The following is a 19618-nucleotide window of genomic DNA, read 5'->3' as shown; positions in this document are numbered from 1 at the left end:
ATTATGAAAAAAGCTGACATCAAAAATCTAAGCGCAGGAGATATTCAAAACAAGTTGACTGAAACTAGAGCAGATTTCAATAAATTGAAAATGTCTCACAGCATCAGTCCAATTGAAAATCCTATTCAAATCAGAGACATGAGAAAAACAATCGCACGTCTGGAAACTGAATTAACACTAAAACAACAATAGAATTTCATTTTATCATGGATAGAAATTTAAGAAAAGAGAGAATCGGAATTGTTTCCAGCAATAAAATGGAAAAGACCATTGTTGTTAGTGAAACTACGAGAGTAAAACACCCAATGTATGGTAAATTCGTTTTAAAAACGAAAAAATATACCGCTCACGACGAGAACAATGAGTGTACTGAAGGCGATACTGTAATGATTACAGAAACAAGACCTTTAAGTAAAAGTAAGAGATGGAGATTAGTACGAATCATTGAAAAAGCTAAGTAATGTTACAAACCGAATCAAGATTAAAAGTTGCTGATAACACAGGTGCAAAAGAAGTACTGGTTATTAGAGTTCTAGGAGGAACTAGAAGAAGATATGCTTCAGTTGGTGATAAGATTGTAGTTAGTATCAAAGATTCTGCACCACAGGGAACTGCAAAAAAAGGAACTGTTACGAAAGCAGTAGTTGTAAGAACAAAAAAAGCGGTACGTAGAAAAGATGGTTCATACATCAAATTCGACGATAATGCTTGTGTTCTTTTAAATGCTACTGGTGAAATGAGAGGAACCCGTGTTTTCGGACCGGTTGCGCGTGAACTAAGAGATAAAGAATTTATGAAAGTCATTTCATTAGCTCCAGAAGTACTTTAATTTTAAAATTTACAAAAAATGACAAAGTTAAAAATCAAAAGAGGAGATAACGTAATCATCACTACCGGTAAGAAAGAAATTAAAGGTAAAAAAGGGGAGGTTATTGAAGTGATCAGAAAAGAAGGCAAAGACGCAAGAGTAATTATCGCAGGTTTAAATATCGTTAAAAAACATACTAAACCATCTGCAGGTAACCCACAAGGCGGAATTGTTGAAAAAGAAGCATCTATCCATATTTCCAATGTTATGCTTATCGATAAAGATGGCAAAACAACTAAAACCGGATCTAAAATGGAAGGTGATAAAAAAGTAAGAGTTGCGAAATCAACCGGTGAAACTTTATAATTATAAAAGACGATGGAATATATAGTAAGACCAAAACAACAATATAAAGAGAAAATTGTTCCTGCAATGATGGAAGAGTTTGGGTATAAATCTGTTATGCAGGTTCCTAAATTACTTAAAATTGTTGTGTCACAAGGTTTGGGTGCTGCATCTGCCGACAAGAAAATTGTTGACTATGCGATCGAAGAACTAACGGCAATTACCGGTCAAAAAGCGGTAGGAACTATTTCTAAGAAAGATGAAGCTGCTTTTAAATTAAGAAAAGGAATGCCGATTGGTGCAAGAGTTACTCTTAGAGCTAATCAAATGTATGAGTTTCTTGATCGATTAAACTCTTCAGCTTTACCACGAATCCGTGATTTTAACGGTATCAAGGCTGATGGTTTCGACGGAAGAGGAAATTACAATTTAGGGATCACTGAGCAAATCATTTTTCCTGAGATCGTAATTGACAAAGTAAAAAAAATCCAAGGGATGGACATTACTTTCGTTACTTCTGCCAAAACAGATAAAGAAGCGAAATCATTATTAACGCATTTTGGTATGCCTTTTAAAAAGAACTAAAAGATGGCTAAAGAATCAATGAAAGCGCGTGAGCGCAAAAGAGAAGCTACGGTAGCAAAATATGCAGAGAAAAGAAAAGCTTTGAAAGAAGCTAAGGACTATGCAGGTTTGCAATTATTGCCGAAAGATGCTTCACCAGTAAGACTACACAACAGATGTAAATTAACTGGAAGACCAAGAGGTTACATGAGAACATTCGGTCTTTCAAGAGTAACTTTCAGAGAAATGGCCAACAAAGGTCTGATCCCGGGGGTGAAAAAAGCAAGTTGGTAATAATTTAGAACAATCGAGATGATCAAGTTGATCTTTAAGATGATAAACAAATAGGTGTAAGAATGAGAGACCTTAAAATCTCTCCTCTTTCATCTCGGCGTTGCTAGTCTTAAAATCAAAACTGCTCATCACAAACCAATAATTTAAAATAGAAAAATGGTAACAGATCCAATTTCAGATTTCCTAACCAGAGTAAGGAACGCACAAAGCGCAGGCCACAAAGTGGTGGATATTCCTGCATCGAAAATCAAAAAGGAGATTACAAAAATTTTGTTTGACCAGGGTTTTATCTTGAACTACAAGTTCGAGGAAAGCGCTGTTCAGGGAAATATCAAAATCGCTTTAAAGTACGACAAAACAACCAACAAACCGGTTATCAAAAGCATTCAAAGAGCTTCTAGACCAGGTTTAAGACAATACAAAGGATCAGGTGAACTGCCAAGAGTATTAAATGGATTGGGAATCGCTATTATCTCAACTTCCCGCGGAGTGATGACAGATAAAAAAGCACGTCAGGAAAAAGTTGGTGGAGAAGTAATCTGCTATGTTTATTAATAAATAATCAAAGGAAAATGTCAAGAATTGGTAAAGCAATTATAGAAATTCCCGCTAATGTTACGGTAACCGAAAAAGACGGGCTGGTAACTGTGAAAGGACCGAAAGGCGAACTTACACAGCAATTAGAAGAGGGAATCACTCTAAAACAAGAAGACGGAATCTTAACTTTAGACCGTCCATCTGAATCAAAATCACACAAAGCATTACACGGTCTTTACAGAGCGTTAATCAATAATATGGTTTTAGGAACTTCCGAAGGTTGGTCCAAAAAACTAGAATTAGTAGGAGTAGGATACAGAGCATCTAATCAAGGTAACAAGTTAGAATTAGCTTTGGGATTCTCCCACGGTATTGTATTGGATCTACCGAAAGAAATCGTTGTAGAAACTTTATCTGAAAAAGGTAAAAACCCGATCATTACCTTATCATCTTTCGACAAACAATTATTAGGAATGGTAGCTGCAAAGATCAGATCTTTCAGAAGACCAGAACCATATAAAGGAAAAGGAGTAAGATTCGTTGGAGAAATTGTAAGACGTAAAGCTGGTAAATCTGCTTAATTTTTAAACTTAAGAACATGGCACTAAGCAAAGTACAAAAAAGAAATAGAATTAAAAGAAGAGTAAGAGGAAAAATCTCTGGCTCTGCTGAATTACCAAGATTATCCGTTTACAAAAGCAATAAAGAAATTTACGCGCAATTAATCGACGATAAAGATGGTAAAACATTAGCTTCAGCCTCTTCCAGAGCGTTGACTGCTAAAGGTAACAAAGTAGAAATCTCTGCAGAAGTTGGTAAAGCAATTGCTGAAAAAGCAAAAGCTGCAGGAATTGAAAAAATAGTGTTCGACAGAAACGGATTTGTATATCATGGTAGAGTGAAAGCTTTGGCAGACGGTGCAAGAGAAGGCGGACTAAAATTCTAATCATTAAATTTCGGAAATATGTTAGGACTAGATAATATAGAAAAAGTAAAACCGGGAGGATTAGAACTTAAAGATCGTCTCGTTTCAGTAAATAGAGTTACCAAAGTAACCAAAGGGGGTAGAGCTTTCGGGTTTTCTGCAATCGTGGTTGTTGGTGATGAAGCTGGAACCGTTGGTTTCGGATTAGGAAAATCTAAAGAAGTAGCTTCAGCTATTGCAAAAGCAGTAGAAGATGCTAAGAAAAATTTAGTAAAAGTTCCTGTAGTAAATCATACGATTCCTCATCAAACTTCCGCTAGATACGGTGGTGCAGATATCTTTTTAAGACCTGCAACTCATGGTACCGGTGTAATCGCAGGTGGTACTGTTCGTATGGTAGTAGAAGCTGCTGGGATCAAAGATATTCTTTCAAAATCTAAAGGTTCATCTAACCCACATAATGTTGTGAAAGCTACTTTCAAAGCATTATTGGACATCAGAAGACCAGAAGAAATTGCAAAATTGAGAGGTATTTCATTAAATAAAGTGTTTAACGGTTAATTTAAAACAATGGCAAAGATTCAAGTAAAACAAGTAAAAAGCGCTATTGGTAGAACAAAAACCCAAAAAAGAACGCTAGAAGCATTAGGATTAAAAAAACTTCACCAGGTTGTGGAACACGACGATACCCCTTCTATCTTAGGAATGGTATCTGCAGTAAGTCACCTCGTAGAAGTTGTAAAATAGAAATAGACAAAAGTTGAGAGACTTTATTTTTTATACAGTCTCTTAATTTTATCTTTAAATCTCAAATCTAAAAATAATGAATTTAAATAATATTAGACCTGCAGCAGGTTCTACTCACAGCACCAAGAGAATTGGTAGAGGACAAGGTAGTGGTAAAGGTGGTACTGCTGGGAAAGGTCACAATGGTCAGCAGGCAAGAGCTGGTTATTCACAAAAAATTGGTTTCGAAGGTGGTCAAATGCCTTTGCAAAGAAGATTACCGAAATTCGGTTTTACCAATATCAACAGAAAAGAGTATAGAGGAATTAATATCGATACGCTTCAGCTTTTAGCAGACAGCAGAAACATTACTGAAATTACTCAGGAAGTTTTAGTTGAAAATAATTTGGCTAAGAAAAGCGAGATCATCAAAATTATGGGTAGAGGCGAATTGAAAGCTGGTATTTCAGTTTCTGCACACAAATTCACTAAATCTGCAGAGGAAGCAATTGCTAAAGCAGGCGGTAAAGCAATTACTCTATAATTAAGACAATGAAAGAATTTATACAAACACTAAAAAACATTTGGAGTCTTAAGGAACTAAGGGATAAAATTATGTTTACCCTCGGTATCATCCTCGTGTATAGATTCGCATCTTATATTTCTCTACCTGCTATTAACATGGCAGAAGTAGGGAATCTTTTGGATATTTATAAAGAGCAGGGAGGCAACAAGCAAGGAGCAGGACTTCTTGGCTTGCTTTCTTCGTTTACAGGTGGTGCATTCAGTAGAGCCTCTATTATGGCGCTCGGGATCATGCCTTATATTTCTGCTTCCATTATTGTGCAGTTAATGGGTATGGCAATACCGTACCTTCAGAAATTGCAGAAAGATGGGGAAAGTGGTAGAAATACTTTGAACCAAATTACAAGATGGTTAACGATTGCAGTTTGTTTAGTTCAGGCACCTTCTTACCTTACTTCAATTACCCAAATGTTCTTGCCGCATGCACAGTTTGCTTCTGCATACTTTGTACATCCGGAATCAATTATGTTTTGGTTACCAAGTATTGTAATTCTGGTAGCAGGTTCTGTATTCGCAATGTGGTTAGGAGAAAAAATTACAGACAAAGGAATCGGAAACGGTATTTCAATCTTGATTATGGTTGGTATTTTAGCAGATTTCCCTGGAGCATTTATTCAGGAGGTTGCTACACAAACTGGGAAAGGCGGTTTTGGTACTATTATGATTTTAGTTGAAATTTTATTCTGGATGTTGGTTGTCTTATTAGCGATCATACTATCTGTGGCGGTAAGAAAAATTCCTATTCAATATGTAAGCAGAGCACAGGCAAGAGGTGGAGTGACAAAAAATTTAATGCAGGGCGCTAGGCAGTGGATTCCTTTAAAGGTTAACGCTGCCGGAGTTATGCCGATCATTTTTGCACAGGCTTTAATGTTTGTACCGGGACTTTTAACTAAGGTTGATGAGTCTAATACATTCCTTGCTGGATTCAAAAATGTATTTAGCTGGCAGTACAATGTTTTATTTGCACTATTAATTATCATCTTCTCCTTTTTCTATACTGCAATTACGATTCCTGTGAATCAAATGGCAGATGATTTAAAGAGAAACGGTGGGCTGATTCCTAAGGTGAGACCAGGGAAAGAAACCTCTGATTATCTGGATGATATTTTGTCAAAAATAACTTTGCCGGGCTCAATCTTTTTGGCTATCTTTGCAATCCTTCCGGCAATAGTGCACGGAGCGTTTGTTCAAACTGATAGATTTGCCCTGTTCTTCGGTGGAACATCACTATTAATCATGGTTGGTGTAATATTGGACACAGTTCAGCAGATCAATACGTATTTATTGAATCATCATTATGATGGTTTAATGCAGTCGAAATTATCCAGAACAAACAACAATCCGTTATAAATTAAATGGCTAAACAAAAACATATTGAACAAGACGGCGTTATTACGGAAGCACTTTCGAACGCGCAGTTTCGTGTTGAACTAGAAAATGGGCATGTTCTTATTGCTCATATCTCTGGTAAAATGAGAATGCATTACATTAAACTTTTACCTGGCGATAAGGTAAAATTAGAATTATCTCCTTATGATTTATCAAAAGGCAGAATAACCTTCAGATATTAATTTCAGCAAGACTGAATTTAACTATAAAAAGAAAACTTGTAGAATTAGAGAATTTTATTGAAGTTTTAAATTTAAACAAAATGGGAATGATTCCGTAAGATCTCATTTAACCGTTGTAAAATTAGAAAAAGTAACGAATGAAAGTTAGAGCATCTATCAAAAAAAGAAGTGCTGATTGCAAGATCGTTCGCCGAAAAGGCGTTCTGTTTGTAATCAACAAGAAGAACCCAAAATTTAAACAAAGACAAGGTTAAAATTAAATTATGGCGAGAATTTCCGGTATTGATTTACCAAAGAACAAAAGAGGCGTTATCGGCTTAACATACATTTTCGGAATTGGAAGAAGTACTTCTTCTAAAATTCTTAAAGCGGCCGGTATCAGCGAAGACAAGAAAGTCAACGAATGGAATGACGATGAATTGGCATTGATCAGAAACTATATCACCGAAAGCGTAAAAGTAGAAGGTGAATTACGTTCTGAAACTTCAACAAATATCAAGCGATTGATGGATATTGGTTGCCAACGAGGAATACGTCACAGACTTGGATTACCTTTAAGAGGACAAAGAACTAAAAATAATTCTAGAACCCGAAAAGGAAAACGAAAAACTGTTGCTAACAAGAAAAAAGCAAGTAAATAATCGGTAAGAATTATGGCAAAACAGACAAAAGCAGTTAAAAAAAGAAAAGTTAAAGTTGAAGCGATTGGAGAAGCACATATCCAGGCGACTTTTAACAATATCATTATTTCTTTAACGAATAAAAACGGAGAAGTAATCTCTTGGGCATCTGCCGGAAAAATGGGATTCAGAGGTTCTAAAAAGAATACTCCCTTCGCAGCGCAAATGGCTGCAGAAAATTGCTCAACAGTAGCCCACGACGCTGGTTTACGTAGAGTAAAGGTTTACGTGAAAGGTCCTGGAGCAGGTAGAGAATCTGCGATCAGAACAATTCACAATTCAGGAATTGAAGTTAGTGAGATCGTTGATGTGACTCCTATGCCACACAACGGATGTAGACCACCAAAAAGAAGAAGAGTATAATAATTAGAATTTAAATTCTAAATTCTAATACATGGAATCTCCATCGTATAGATCTAGAATCTAAAATCTACAATCCTAAAGAATTATGGCAAGATATATTGGACCTAAAACGAAGATTGCTAGAAAGTTTGGCGCTGCAATCTACGGAGACGACAAGAACTTCGAGAAAAGAAAAAACCAACCGCCGGGACAACACGGTGTTAATAAAAGAAGAGGATCGAAAAAATCCGAGTATGCTGTTCAGTTAATGGAAAAGCAGAAAGCAAAATATACCTACGGTATTTTGGAGAAACAATTTGCGAACTTATACGAAAAAGCCAACAGAGCAAAAGGCGTTACGGGTGAAGTTCTATTACAATTGTGTGAATCTAGATTAGACAATGTAGTGTACAGATTAGGGTTTGCAAAAACCAGAGCAGGTGCAAGACAATTGGTTTCTCACAGACACATCACGGTAAATGGAGAATTGGTAAACATAGCATCTTATTCACTTAAAGCAGGAGACGTAATTGCAATCAGAGAGAAATCTAGATCTTTGGAGGTTATTGCTGACTCATTAGCTTATAAGTCAAATTATGAGTGGTTACAATTTAACGACGAAACAAAACAAGGTACATTCGTATCAGCTCCAGAGAGAATCCAAATCCCGGAAGATCTTAGAGAGCAGTTGATCGTCGAACTTTACTCTAAATAATAATTTTTTCAAATTTTTGCTCAACCCAAATTATATGGCAATTTTAACATTTATTAAACCCGATAAAGTAATCCTTCTTAACTCCGATGATTTCAAAGGTCAATTTGAATTCAGACCATTGGAGCCAGGATTTGGACTTACGATCGGTAATGCTTTGAGAAGAGTATTGCTTTCTTCTCTTGAAGGATATGCTATTTCCTCTATCAAAATAGAAGGCGTAGAGCACGAATTTTCAACAATTCCAGGTGTAATAGAAGATGTTACAGAAATTATTCTTAATCTAAAACAACTGAGACTTAAAGCAAAAACAGAAACTGCTACCGCAGAATCTATTACTGCTAAAGTTTCTGGACAAACTACAGTAACTGCTGGAGATTTAGGAAAATCAATTCAAGGTTTCGAAATTTTGAACCCAGAATTGGTCATCTGTAATCTTAACAAGGATGTGAAATTTGAAATTACATTCAACGTAGAAAAAGGAAGAGGTTATGTTCCATCGGATCAAAACAAAACTGGTAATGCTGCCATTGGTACTATTGCTATTGACTCTATCTTTACCCCGATCAAGAAAGTACAGTACAGTGTTGAGAATTATCGTGTAGAGCAAAAAACAGACTACGAAAAACTCGTTTTAGATATTGAGACTGATGGTTCCATCTCGCCTCAAAATGCTTTAACTGAAGCTTCAAAAATATTAATTTATCATTTCATGTTATTCTCCGACGAGAGAATTACGTTGGAAACTGAAGCTGTAAAAGCATCTATTCAATACGATGAAGAAACTTTACATACAAGACAACTCCTTAAATCTAAATTAACAGATATGGACTTGTCCGTAAGAGCATTAAACTGCTTGAAAGCTGCTGAAGTAGAAACTTTAGGAGAACTGGTTTCTTACACGAAGTCTGATTTGATGAAATTCCGAAACTTCGGTAAAAAATCATTAACAGAATTAGAAGAATTAGTGCATGCAAAAGGTCTTAACTTCGGTTTCGACGTTGCTAAATATAAATTAGACGCTGACAAATAACAAACAATGAGACACGGTAAAAAATTCAATCACCTATCTAGAACGACTTCGCATAGAAGTGCAATGCTTTCTAATATGGCTTGTTCTCTTATTGAGCATAAAAGAATCAACACGACTGTTGCTAAAGCGAAAGCTTTAAGAGTGTACGTTGAACCTATCCTTACAAGAGCGAAAGACGATACTACCCATAACAGAAGAACAGTTTTCTCTTACCTGCAAAGTAAAGAAGCAGTTACTGAATTATTCAGAACAGTTGCACCTAAAATCGCAGCAAGACCAGGAGGTTATACAAGAATCATTAAAACAGGATTTAGACAAGGAGATGCTGCCGATATGGCAATGATCGAATTGGTAGATTTCAATGAGCTTTACAACCCGAATGCTGAAGAGAAAAAAGTAACAAGAAGAAGCAGAAGAGCGACTCCAAAAGCTACAGAAACTGTGGCTGATGCAGCAACAATTCCTGCTAAAGAAGTTAAAACTGAAGAGCCAACAGCAGAAGCTGCTGATTCAACAGAAGAAAAAGCTGCGGAATAATTATCCCCAACTTTATATACAAAAAAGCCATTCATTTATTTGAATGGCTTTTTTTTTAGCTTATTCCCGCTTGTAGTTTATCCTGAGCCTGTCGAAGGTCTGTATCTTTTCCTCGTCGTTCCTCCTCAGAAAAGGATGCCGCTTCAATCAGGGCTACTTTAGATTCGTTTTTAAATTAAAACTTAGAAAAATTCTATTGTTCTCAAAAATAATAAGAATAATTATTAATACGTTCGGGAAAATATTTTAATTTTGATAATCCTCAAATCCTCAAATCCTCAAATCCTCAAATCCTCAAATCCTCAAATCCTCCCTGGCTCTTTCTACTTTTTACTTTTCTCTTCTACCTAATTCACTCTCGCTTTCTTCAGCTTAATCACATTATCACCCTGCGTAATAGTAACGCTGTCGTTTTGGGCTGTGATTTGAAAATCGTGGTCTGCATAAACGCCCGCTGTCTCCGTTTCCGGTGCTTGGATCGTCATTTTATTACTTGTAATGCTAATTGATTTTTTACCATCATCAGTTTTGAAAGTTACAAGTGTCGATGTTCCATCATCTGCAACGTAGCGGTCTGTAACTTCAGTAATGTCTTTGGTTGCAGTAGAGTCAACAGGTAAAACGCCTGTATTTCCTTCAGCACTTTTGTTACAGCTCATGTTGCTCAAAAGTAACGCTAGTACGACAGGATAAATAAACTTTTTCATGATAAATATTTTTATTGACTCAAATTTACGATTACTTTTCTGATATTAAAAATACCGGAATTAACGTAATTTTAACGGAAAACATCCTTTAAATCATTCCTTAGACCCTTTAAAATAGTTCAATTTTCACTAAATTTGTAATTCGCTTATTAATTATAAAAATAAAAAATACGATGAGTTATATTTCTTACATTGAAGCAAGACAAATTTTGGATTCCCGCGGAAACCCTACCATTGAGGTTGACGTTTTTACTGAAGATGGCAACATGGGTCGTGCTGCAGTTCCATCCGGAGCCTCAACAGGCGAACATGAAGCCGTAGAACTACGCGACGGTGCAAAAGAATTTGGCGGAAAAGGAGTCTTGAAAGCAGTAGAAAATGTAAGAGAAGTAATTGCTCCAGAATTAATGGGGATTTCTGTCTTCGAGCAGAACTTGATCGATCAGATCATGATCGAATTAGATGGTACTCCAAATAAAGCAAACTTGGGTGCAAACGCAATTTTAGGAGTTTCGTTGGCAGTTGCAAAAGCCGCAGCTTTAGATCTAAAAATTCCTTTGTACAAATATATTGGTGGTGTGAATGCAAATACGCTTCCTGTTCCGATGATGAATGTAATTAATGGCGGTTCGCACTCCGATGCGCCGATCGCATTTCAGGAATTTATGGTGATGCCCGTAAAAGCAGATTCTTTTTCTCACGCCTTACAGAAAGGAACTGAGATTTTTCACGAATTAAAAGCAATTTTAAAATCAAGAAATCTTTCTACCGCAGTAGGTGACGAAGGTGGTTTTGCACCAAAATTCAACGGTACTGAAGATGCATTAGATACCTTAACGCAAGCAATTTCAAACGCAGGTTACAAAGCCGGCGATGATATTATGTTCGCTTTAGATTCTGCAGCTTCAGAATTTTACGTTGATGGAAAATACGATTACAAAAAATTCGAAGGCGAAAACGGAGCCTGCAGAACTCGCGAAGAGCAAGTTGATTACTTAGCTGAATTAGCTTCAAAATATCCAATTATCTCCATAGAAGATGGAATGGATGAAAACGACTGGGAAGGCTGGAAATTGTTAACAGAAAGATTAGGTAAAACCGTTCAGATCGTTGGTGATGACTTATTTGTAACTAATACAGAAATTTTAGCCAAAGGAATTGAAGGAGACATCGCGAATTCAATTTTAATCAAAGTCAATCAGATCGGAACTTTGTCCGAAACAATGGCGGCAGTTCAAATGGCGCAGCATAATAAATATACGACCATCATTTCTCACAGATCCGGGGAAACAGAAGATTCTACAATCGCAGATCTTGCAGTTGCCATGAATTGTGGACAGATTAAAACAGGTTCAGCCTCCCGTTCAGACCGTATGGCAAAATATAATCAACTTCTTCGTATTGAAGAGGCTTTGGGCGAAACAGCGATCTTTCCAGGTTTAGATGCTTTCAAAATAAAACGATCATAGAAAAAATTGATGGAGATTGGCAAAAATCATTTGCAGTTTCCTCTCAATATTCATAAATTAGTAAAAAAATAAATTATAATGTCAGATAATAAAGTTGTATTGAACTATGATGGTAAATCTTTCGAGTACCCAATCATAGATAGCACGATCGGTGACAGAGGAATCGATATATCAAAATTAAGAGATCAAACAGGCTTAATTACTTTAGATCTAGGATATAAAAATACTGGAGCAACAATAAGCGACATCACTTATTTAGATGGTGATAACGGTGAATTGTACTACAGAGGCTATCCGATCGAGCAAATTGCCGAAAAATCAAATTTTACAGAAGTAATGTATCTTTTGTTAAACGGCAGTTTGCCAACAACAGATCAGTTCTCAGGTTTCGAAAAAGGAATTAAAAAATATAATTTCGTTGCAGACGAAATGAAAAGACTGATCGATGTATTTCCTCGTTCTGCGCATCCAATGGGTGTTTTATCTTCCTTAACTTCTGCGTTAACCGCCTTTAATCCTAAAGCGGTAGATGTTTCCTCCAAAGAAGAAATGGATCACGCAGCAGAAATGCTTATCGCTAAATTCTCTCACCTTTGTGCATGGACGTACCGTAAAAAAATGGGACTTCCCATCAATCATGGTGATGACAGTTTAAATTATGTAGAGAATTTCTACAAAATGTGTTTCCGTCGTCCAAACCAGGAATTCGAATTGGATCCTGTCGTTGTGGGAGCTCTAGATAAATTATTAATTCTTCATGCAGATCACGAGCAAAACTGTTCTACATCAACCGTAAGAATGGTTGGTTCAGCACACACTGGATTATTCGCTTCCGTTTCAGCCGGGATTTCTGCACTTTGGGGACCACTTCATGGTGGCGCAAACCAGGCGGTGATCGAAATGTTAGAGATGATCGAAAAAGATGGTGGTGACGTTGCAAAATATGTAGAAAAAGCTAAAAATAAAGATGATAATTTCCGTTTGATGGGCTTCGGACATAGAGTTTACAAAAACTTCGATCCTAGAGCAACCATTATCAAAAAAGCCGCAGATGACATTCTTAATTCATTAGGAATCGAAGACAAAGCTTTAGATATTGCACGTCAGTTAGAAAGAGTAGCGCTGGAAGATGAGTATTTCGTAAGCAGAAAACTATATCCAAACGTAGATTTCTATTCCGGAATTATTTACAGAGCTTTAGGAATCCCTACAGAAATGTTCACCGTAATGTTCGCCTTAGGACGTTTACCAGGCTGGATTTCTCAGTGGAAAGAAATGAGATTACACAACGATCCGATCGGTCGTCCAAGACAAGTTTATCAAGGTTCGCCAAAACGTGATTATGTTGACATGAGCGCAAGATAATTTGAACTTATAAATAGTTCTAATCCCTTTCAATTCATTTTGAGAGGGATTTTTTCTGAATTATTTGGGCGCCTTCATCCGTATTCCGTTCCCTCCAGATTTTACATCGGGATCCACTCAAGCCGGGGCGCATATTAGTTCCCAAAATTAGATTTTAGCAAAATTGAAAATTTCAGTACCTTAACACTCGCAAAAATAAAGAGTAAAAAAACCATTGCACAAGAGCAAGTATCAATTGTTTTTTGAGAGAAAATCAATAGGAATGGACTTTAGCCCGTTTAAATAATCTAATAACGAATTGGCTTAAGCCGAAAACTATAATGAAGCAGAATACAATATCGATCCCAAAAGAGATCCGAAAATTCTACACCAATAATCTATATGTTAAAAAAATTCACTAAAAAACAACTTTATATTTTCTGCGCATTAATTCTGCTGCTTTTAAACGCAGTCGCTTTCTATTTTGTAAAACAAAGCATCGGAATCATCGAAGCGCTTCAACATGTAGATAATCAAAACGCAATAGAATCTTTAAAACAAAAGAGTTTGATCTACAATTCCTTTTCCGCGATTGTTATCACCTTAGATCTGGTCGCTATTTTATTCGGCTTATATCTTTTGCATAAACTCCTTTTTAAAACATTAAAAAAATCCATACCCACTAAATAATGAAACTTAAAAATTACATCAACGGACAATGGATCGAAGGATCAGGAAATGAAGTTCCACTTTATAACGCTGTTAACGGCGACTTGGTTGCGATTTCAGATACAGGCGGAATCAACTTCGAAGAAGCCTTAGATTACGGAAGAACAGTAGGTTACAAAAATCTTTCCTCCATGACGTTCTACGATCGTGGCGAAATGTTGAAAAAAGTAGCTTTATATTTATTAGAAAGAAAGAAAAAATATTACGAATTATCTTATAAAACGGGAGCAACTCACGCAGATTCCTGGGTCGATATCGAAGGCGGTTTCGGAACATTTTTTACCTATTCAGGTTTGGCAAAGCGAATGCTGCCGAATACGCCTTTTTGGGTTGATGGAGATACACAAAAACTGGGAGCAAACGGAACTTTTTTAGGAACGCATATTCTAACGCCAAGCGAAGGAGTTTCCATACAAATAAATGCATACAATTTTCCAGTTTGGGGAATGTTGGAGAAATTATCGACTTCACTTTTAGCCGGAGTTCCAAGTATCGTAAAACCAGCGACGCCAGGTTCTTACTTGACGAATGCAGTTTTCCAAGATATGATCGAAAGTGGAATTCTTCCGGAAGGAGCCATTCAGTTGGTTTGCGGGGAACCTGGAAATATTCTGGATTATGTTCAAGATGGTGATTCTGTCCTTTTCACAGGTTCAGCTTCCACCGGAAAAAAATTAAAATCTTTACCTTCAGTTTCTAAGAATGCCGTCCGTTTTAATATGGAAGCAGATTCTTTAAACTGTTCAATTCTTGGTCTGGATGCAAAACCTGGAACACCAGAATTTGATTTGTTTATTAAAGAAGTTCGGACGGAAATGACAACCAAGGCAGGACAAAAATGTACTGCGATCCGAAGAATAATTGTTCCGGAGAATTTGGTTGGTGAGGTTCAAAATGCTTTAAGCAAAGCATTAGATCAAACAAAAATAGGTAATCCATTAAGCAGAGAAACCAGAATGGGTTCCATCGTTGGGAAAAAAGAAATGGCAGTTCTTCAGGGAAAAATAGATTTACTGAAAGCCGAAACAGAATTGATTTACGATGGTAAACAGGAACTCGTAGATGCCGATTATGAAAACGGCGCTTTTATGACTCCAAAAGTTTTTTATAACGACAAACCTTTTGATAAAAATATTTCCCATGAAGTCGAAGCTTTCGGTCCAGTTTCAACAATGATGCCGTACAAAGATGCAGACGAAGCTGCAGCTTTAGCAAAACGGGGTAAAGGAAGTTTGGTCGGTTCCATAATTTCTCACGATGAAAAATTTGTGGCAGAAACCTCTTGGAAAATGGCTTCTTCGCACGGAAGAATTTTCGTGCTGAATCGCGATAACGCAAAAGAATCAACAGGTCACGGATCACCATTGCCTACCTTAATGCACGGCGGTCCCGGAAGAGCAGGAGGTGGAGAAGAAATGGGTGGATTAAATGGGCTACATTTCTTTTTGCAAAAAACAGCAATTCAAGGTTCACCAGATATTTTAACTGCGATCACCAAAATTTATCAACAAGGTGCGACTCCAACTTATTCAGATAAACATCCATTTAGAAAATATTTCGAAGAAGTAGAAATTGGAGATTCTCTCGAAACCGCTGGAAGAACTGTAACAGAAGCAGACATCGTGAATTTTGGAAATGTTTCCTGGGATCATTTTTACGCACATACCGATTCAACTTCTTTAAACGGAACCATCTTCGATCAAACTGTTGCTCATGGATATTTCATTCTTTCTGCCGCGGCAGGACTATTCGTTTCAGGTAAAAAAGGACCGGTAATTGCGAACTACGGTTTAGAAAATGCGAGTTTCTTCAAACCGGTTTACGCTGGAGATACAATCACCGTTTATTTAACGGCTAAAGAAAGAATCAACAAAGGTGTTAAAGGAAGAAATGTTCCGAGTGGCGTTGTCAAGTGGTTGGTTGAAGTCATGAATCAAAGAGAAGAAACCGTTTGTATAGCAACAATTTTAACTTTAGTAGCCAAGAAAACACCTTTCATTAAAATCGATTATAAAGATTTTGCAAAACGATTAAATAATTTAGTGGCCGAGTCTTTACCGAACTGGGGAAGAATGAAAGCGCAGGAAATGCTGGAACATTTGGAAACCACAATGAAATACAGCACTGGTGAATTGGAAACATCTCATTGTAAAACTCCGGAAGATCAAATAGAGAAATTTCAGGATTCTCTCTATAACTTCTGGAAGATGCCACAAGATTTCCCAGCACCGTTTTTAGAAGACGGAAAATTACCAGAATTGAAATATAAGAATTTAGAAGAAGCCAAAACGCATTTCATCGAATCGGTGAAGAATTATCAAATCTATTATCGGGAGAATCCCGACGCTGAACATTTGCATTTTGTCTTCGGAAAATTAAATAAAGAGATGATGGAGTTATTTCACCAAAAACATGTGACGCATCATTTCGAGCAATTCGGATTAACGGATTAATTTTAACTGAAATGAAAATATTGACTTCTGCGTTTTTTGTTCTCTTATTTACTTTGCAACTTTCTGCGCAGAAGGTTTTTTCTGTGGATTATCAAAGTCAGGCCAATGTAAAAGTTTTCGTAGCGAAATATGAAAGTCAGGCAGATTTGAAAGTTTATAAAGTAGATTATCAAAGCCAAGCCGACGGAAATGATGGGAAATGGTTTTTTGTAAAATATCCAAGTCAAGCCGATAAAAAGATTTATTTCGTCGATTACGAAAGCCAAGCCGATTTGAAAATTTTCTTTGTAAAATATCAAAGTCAAGCAGGGTGGAATAAAAAAGAGAAGAAACAGCTGATGTATTGAGGTGATTATTTTAATTAAAAATTGTATAAATGCCGAATACTTACACTCAAATTTATATTCAATTGGTTTTTGCCACAAAAGGGCGAACGAACAAAATACGTTCTGAATTCCGTGAAGAGATTGAGAAATATATAACGGGAATATTTACCAATAAAGAACAAAAGATCATTGCAATATATTTAAATCCAGATCATATTCATATCTTTTTCAGTTATAAAAATTTGAAAATTAGTATTTCGGATTTAGTGAAGGTAGTGAAAGCGGAATCGACAAATTTCATTAACGAAAAGAATTTAGTTGTCGGTAAATTTTATTGGCAGGAAGGTTATGGCGCATTTTCTTATGCGAAAAGTCAAAAGGAAGCGGTGACGAAATATATTCTTAATCAGGAAGACCATCATAAGAAAAGGAATTTCAGAGAGGAATATTTAGATTTATTGAATAAATTTGAAATTGATTTTAAGGAGAAGTATTTGTTTGAATTTTATGAATAAATTTTTGGAAGAAGGTATTAACGTTTTTAAGATGGCGTTCCTACGGAACGCTTTGGAAATTATATCCTATATTTTCTACACAGATACGATTCCTACGGAATCAATTCGAAGATGAGATTTGTTGTAAGCGTAAAATTTGTTCCATAGGAATAATATCTGTGTAGCAATAAATTGAAAACAGAAATTCGCATTCTGTAGACACGCTATTTAAGTGATCCAAATAATTTTAATAATAAATATTTGGATTGTGTAAATGTTTCGTGGGAATAATATCTGTGTAGCAATAAATTGAAAACAGAAATTCGCATTCTGTAGACACGCTATTTAAGTGATCCAAATAATTTTAATAATAAATATTTGGATTGTGTAAATGTTTCGTGGGAATAATATCTGTGTAGCAATAAATTGAAAAAAGAAATTCGCATTCTGTAGACACGCTATTTAAGTGATTCAGATAATTTTAATAACAAATATTTGGATTGTGTAAATGTTCCGTAGGAACAATATCTGTGTAGAAATATGTTGGAATAAGAAATTTGCATTCTGTAGACACGCTATTTAAGTGATTCAGATAATTTTAATAACAAATATTTGGATTGTGTAAATGTTCCGTAGGAACAATATCTGTGTAGAAATATGTTGGAATAAGAAATTTGCTTTTAAAAATATAGTTTGTTTGATAGGAACAATATCTGAGTAGTTCACAGATACGATTTCTACGGAATCAGTGTGAAGCTAAGAGCGATTTTTAAATATAAAGTGTGTTCGGTAGGAACATTATCTTAGCATTTCATAGATTCGATTCTACAGAATCAGTGGGAAGTTAAGAGTGACTTTTAAATATAAAGGTTGTTCCGTAGGAACAATATCTGTGTAGCAATATTTGGAAATATGAAATTTGCGTTCCGTAGGAACGCCATCTAAATGAGTATGATTTTAAAACAAAAATAATATTTTGAAAAAAACCATCGGCGAAAAAGTAGTGGCATTCAACAAAAAACTACATTATTCAGGAGAACTTCCTGAAGGTTTCGACGTGCTCAATCCTTTCTTCGATAATCCCGAAACTTTAACGGTGATGACCGATTTTTATCAGAAATTTTACAACGATCACAACCAAAGAAAATTTATCATCGGAATCAATCCTAGTCGCCATGGAGCCGGAGTTACAGGCGTTCCATTTACCGATACAAAACGACTGGAAACTATTTGTGGGATTGAAATGAAATCTGCTCATACGCATGAAATTTCTTCTGTTTATTTATACGATGTCATCATGAACTTCGGTGGACCGGAACTTTTTTATAAAGAATTTTATATCAATTCACCTTTCCCACTAGCAATCATTCGAAAGACAATTCGGGGTGGATTAAACGCTAATTATTACGACGATAAAAAACTCTTCGAAGCCGTGAAACCATTTATGATTCAAAGTTTAAAAGATCATATCAGTTTAGGTTTAGATACTTCGGAAGTTTTTATTTTAGGAAAAAAGAACGCCACTTTCATTGATAAAATCAACAGTCAGGAACATTTATTTGATAAACTAACGGTGTTGGAACATCCCAGATATATTCAACAATACAAAAGCAAAGAGAAACAATTATACATCGATAAATATATAATCGCCTTAAATAAAGCATAATGAACAACGGATTCGTCAATCAAGAAATTAAAAATAATATTTCAGAAATCACTTTTGGACATCCCAAAAGCAATTCTTTGCCGGGAGAAATTTTAGAACTACTCGCTCAAACAATTTTAAATGAAGGTGCAAAAAAAGAAGTAAAGGCAATTCTTTTAAAATCCGAAGGTGAGAAATCATTTTGCGCCGGAGCTAGTTTCGATGAATTATTGGAAATTGAAGAATTGGAAAAATCCAAAATATTCTTCGGAGGTTTTGCTAAAGTTTTAAACGCCATGAGATCCTGCGGGAAATTAGTGATCGTAAGAGTTCAGGGAAAAACAACTGGAGGTGGAGTCGGAATTGCCTGTGCAGCCGATTACTGTTTTGCAACGAAGGATTCTGCTTTGGCGTTAACTGAATTAAATTTAGGAATTGGACCTTTCGTAATTGGACCATTCGTGGAAAGAAAAATCGGAAAATCCGCTTATTCTGCAATGTCCATCGATGCCGATTTCCGCAGTGCAGAATGGTGTGAAAAACACGATATTTATCAGTCGGTTTCCGAAAATATTCCGGAGATGGATGCTAAAATTGAAAAATTTCTTCAAGTATTATCAAGTCGAAGTTCCGAGGCTTTGACTTTAATTAAAAAAGTTTCCTGGGAAGGAACAGAACATTTCGAACACTTAATGCCGGAAAGAATTCTGATGAGCGCAAGTTTAATTCTAGAAGATTCTGCGAAAGAAAATATTGGTAAAATTAAAGAAAGACTTCGCTCGAAATAAT

At 36.0% G+C, this 19618-nt stretch carries 29 protein-coding genes; 28 read left to right on the top strand and 1 reads right to left on the bottom strand.

Annotated features, from left to right (window positions below):
- Nucleotides 1–3 precede the first annotated feature (3 nt).
- The 20 genes from rpmC (at nt 4) to rplQ (ending at nt 9662) form a co-directional block, all read left to right on the top strand.
- Complete coding sequence (gene rpmC / locus ACZ9HT_RS11975; RefSeq protein WP_476040715.1) at nt 4–192, top strand: 50S ribosomal protein L29; 189 nt, start codon at nt 4–6, stop codon at nt 190–192.
- Between the two features lie 11 nt (nt 193–203).
- Nucleotides 204–461: a 30S ribosomal protein S17 gene (rpsQ, locus tag ACZ9HT_RS11970; protein ID WP_126337186.1), complete on the top strand. Its 258-nt coding sequence runs from the start codon at nt 204–206 to the stop codon at nt 459–461.
- Nucleotides 461–829, top strand: coding sequence for a 50S ribosomal protein L14 (gene rplN / locus ACZ9HT_RS11965; protein WP_476040714.1), 369 nt, complete (start codon nt 461–463; stop codon nt 827–829). The genes rpsQ and rplN overlap by 1 nt, the downstream gene beginning before the upstream one ends.
- Nucleotides 830–847: 18 nt before the next feature.
- On the top strand, nt 848–1174 hold the full coding sequence (gene rplX / locus ACZ9HT_RS11960) for a 50S ribosomal protein L24 (protein WP_476040713.1): 327 nt from the start codon (nt 848–850) through the stop codon (nt 1172–1174).
- 12 nt (nt 1175–1186) lie between these two features.
- On the top strand, nt 1187–1738 hold the full coding sequence (rplE, locus tag ACZ9HT_RS11955; protein ID WP_039349138.1) for a 50S ribosomal protein L5: 552 nt from the start codon (nt 1187–1189) through the stop codon (nt 1736–1738).
- A gap of 3 nt (nt 1739–1741) precedes the next feature.
- Entirely contained in the window at nt 1742–2011 is a 270-nt protein-coding gene (rpsN, locus tag ACZ9HT_RS11950) for a 30S ribosomal protein S14 (RefSeq protein ID WP_476040712.1), read from the top strand.
- A 156-nt stretch (nt 2012–2167) separates the two neighbouring features.
- The gene (gene rpsH / locus ACZ9HT_RS11945; protein ID WP_039349134.1) at nt 2168–2566 is read left to right on the top strand and encodes a 30S ribosomal protein S8; all 399 of its coding nucleotides are present in this window, start codon (nt 2168–2170) and stop codon (nt 2564–2566) included.
- A gap of 17 nt (nt 2567–2583) precedes the next feature.
- Nucleotides 2584–3129 (top strand): 50S ribosomal protein L6, encoded by a 546-nt coding sequence (rplF, locus tag ACZ9HT_RS11940; protein WP_476040711.1) that lies wholly within the window; start codon nt 2584–2586, stop codon nt 3127–3129.
- A 17-nt stretch (nt 3130–3146) separates the two neighbouring features.
- Nucleotides 3147–3494, top strand: a complete 348-nt coding sequence (gene rplR / locus ACZ9HT_RS11935; RefSeq protein ID WP_039349130.1) for a 50S ribosomal protein L18 — start codon at nt 3147–3149, stop codon at nt 3492–3494.
- Between the two features lie 18 nt (nt 3495–3512).
- Nucleotides 3513–4034, top strand: a complete 522-nt coding sequence (rpsE, locus tag ACZ9HT_RS11930) for a 30S ribosomal protein S5 (protein ID WP_235142954.1) — start codon at nt 3513–3515, stop codon at nt 4032–4034.
- A 9-nt stretch (nt 4035–4043) separates the two neighbouring features.
- Nucleotides 4044–4220 (top strand): 50S ribosomal protein L30, encoded by a 177-nt coding sequence (gene rpmD, locus ACZ9HT_RS11925; protein ID WP_476040710.1) that lies wholly within the window; start codon nt 4044–4046, stop codon nt 4218–4220.
- Nucleotides 4221–4296: 76 nt separating this feature from the next.
- Nucleotides 4297–4743, top strand: a complete 447-nt coding sequence (gene rplO / locus ACZ9HT_RS11920; protein WP_476040709.1) for a 50S ribosomal protein L15 — start codon at nt 4297–4299, stop codon at nt 4741–4743.
- 8 nt (nt 4744–4751) lie between these two features.
- The gene (gene secY / locus ACZ9HT_RS11915; RefSeq protein WP_476040708.1) at nt 4752–6137 is read left to right on the top strand and encodes a preprotein translocase subunit SecY; all 1386 of its coding nucleotides are present in this window, start codon (nt 4752–4754) and stop codon (nt 6135–6137) included.
- Nucleotides 6138–6142: 5 nt separating this feature from the next.
- Nucleotides 6143–6358 carry a translation initiation factor IF-1 gene (gene infA, locus ACZ9HT_RS11910; protein ID WP_031503426.1) on the top strand — a complete coding sequence of 72 codons (216 nt, stop codon included), beginning with the start codon at nt 6143–6145 and terminating at the stop codon, nt 6356–6358.
- A gap of 137 nt (nt 6359–6495) precedes the next feature.
- Entirely contained in the window at nt 6496–6612 is a 117-nt protein-coding gene (rpmJ, locus tag ACZ9HT_RS11905; protein ID WP_007839480.1) for a 50S ribosomal protein L36, read from the top strand.
- A gap of 9 nt (nt 6613–6621) precedes the next feature.
- Nucleotides 6622–6999 (top strand): 30S ribosomal protein S13, encoded by a 378-nt coding sequence (gene rpsM, locus ACZ9HT_RS11900; protein WP_235142951.1) that lies wholly within the window; start codon nt 6622–6624, stop codon nt 6997–6999.
- Nucleotides 7000–7011: 12 nt separating this feature from the next.
- A complete protein-coding gene (gene rpsK / locus ACZ9HT_RS11895; RefSeq protein ID WP_039349111.1) occupies nt 7012–7401 on the top strand; it encodes a 30S ribosomal protein S11 in 390 nt (129 codons plus the stop codon).
- An 85-nt stretch (nt 7402–7486) separates the two neighbouring features.
- Nucleotides 7487–8095, top strand: coding sequence for a 30S ribosomal protein S4 (gene rpsD, locus ACZ9HT_RS11890; protein WP_476040707.1), 609 nt, complete (start codon nt 7487–7489; stop codon nt 8093–8095).
- A 34-nt stretch (nt 8096–8129) separates the two neighbouring features.
- Nucleotides 8130–9125 (top strand): DNA-directed RNA polymerase subunit alpha, encoded by a 996-nt coding sequence (locus ACZ9HT_RS11885; protein ID WP_476040706.1) that lies wholly within the window; start codon nt 8130–8132, stop codon nt 9123–9125.
- 6 nt (nt 9126–9131) lie between these two features.
- Nucleotides 9132–9662: a 50S ribosomal protein L17 gene (rplQ, locus tag ACZ9HT_RS11880; RefSeq protein ID WP_476040705.1), complete on the top strand. Its 531-nt coding sequence runs from the start codon at nt 9132–9134 to the stop codon at nt 9660–9662.
- Nucleotides 9663–10009: 347 nt separating this feature from the next.
- Here the strand turns inward: rplQ and ACZ9HT_RS11875 are convergent, their stop codons facing one another.
- The gene (locus tag ACZ9HT_RS11875; protein ID WP_476040704.1) at nt 10010–10369 is read right to left on the bottom strand and encodes a hypothetical protein; all 360 of its coding nucleotides are present in this window, start codon (nt 10367–10369) and stop codon (nt 10010–10012) included.
- 173 nt (nt 10370–10542) lie between these two features.
- Here ACZ9HT_RS11875 and eno point away from each other — a divergent pair, with 173 nt between their 5' ends.
- The 8 genes from eno (at nt 10543) to ACZ9HT_RS11835 (ending at nt 19617) form a co-directional block, all read left to right on the top strand.
- Nucleotides 10543–11838, top strand: coding sequence for a phosphopyruvate hydratase (gene eno / locus ACZ9HT_RS11870; protein WP_476040703.1), 1296 nt, complete (start codon nt 10543–10545; stop codon nt 11836–11838).
- Nucleotides 11839–11916: 78 nt separating this feature from the next.
- Nucleotides 11917–13203, top strand: coding sequence for a citrate synthase (locus tag ACZ9HT_RS11865; RefSeq protein WP_476040702.1), 1287 nt, complete (start codon nt 11917–11919; stop codon nt 13201–13203).
- A 381-nt stretch (nt 13204–13584) separates the two neighbouring features.
- Nucleotides 13585–13872, top strand: coding sequence for a hypothetical protein (locus ACZ9HT_RS11860; RefSeq protein ID WP_476040701.1), 288 nt, complete (start codon nt 13585–13587; stop codon nt 13870–13872).
- Nucleotides 13869–16364 carry a phenylacetic acid degradation bifunctional protein PaaZ gene (paaZ, locus tag ACZ9HT_RS11855; protein ID WP_476040807.1) on the top strand — a complete coding sequence of 832 codons (2496 nt, stop codon included), beginning with the start codon at nt 13869–13871 and terminating at the stop codon, nt 16362–16364. The genes ACZ9HT_RS11860 and paaZ overlap by 4 nt, the downstream gene beginning before the upstream one ends.
- An 11-nt stretch (nt 16365–16375) precedes the next feature.
- Entirely contained in the window at nt 16376–16711 is a 336-nt protein-coding gene (locus tag ACZ9HT_RS11850; protein ID WP_476040700.1) for a 7(1) septoil knot domain-containing protein, read from the top strand.
- A 29-nt stretch (nt 16712–16740) separates the two neighbouring features.
- The gene (gene tnpA / locus ACZ9HT_RS11845) at nt 16741–17205 is read left to right on the top strand and encodes an IS200/IS605 family transposase (RefSeq protein WP_476040699.1); all 465 of its coding nucleotides are present in this window, start codon (nt 16741–16743) and stop codon (nt 17203–17205) included.
- 955 nt (nt 17206–18160) lie between these two features.
- Nucleotides 18161–18850, top strand: a complete 690-nt coding sequence (locus ACZ9HT_RS11840; protein ID WP_476040698.1) for an SMUG2 DNA glycosylase family protein — start codon at nt 18161–18163, stop codon at nt 18848–18850.
- Nucleotides 18850–19617: an enoyl-CoA hydratase/isomerase family protein gene (locus ACZ9HT_RS11835; protein ID WP_476040697.1), complete on the top strand. Its 768-nt coding sequence runs from the start codon at nt 18850–18852 to the stop codon at nt 19615–19617. Before ACZ9HT_RS11840 ends, ACZ9HT_RS11835 begins: the two co-directional genes overlap by 1 nt.
- Nucleotide 19618 lies beyond the last annotated feature (1 nt).

Source organism: Chryseobacterium sp. UYP7, from assembly GCF_056279225.1.
The sequence above is the reverse complement of the archived record's forward strand: the minus strand, read 5'-3'. Positions and strand labels throughout refer to the sequence as shown.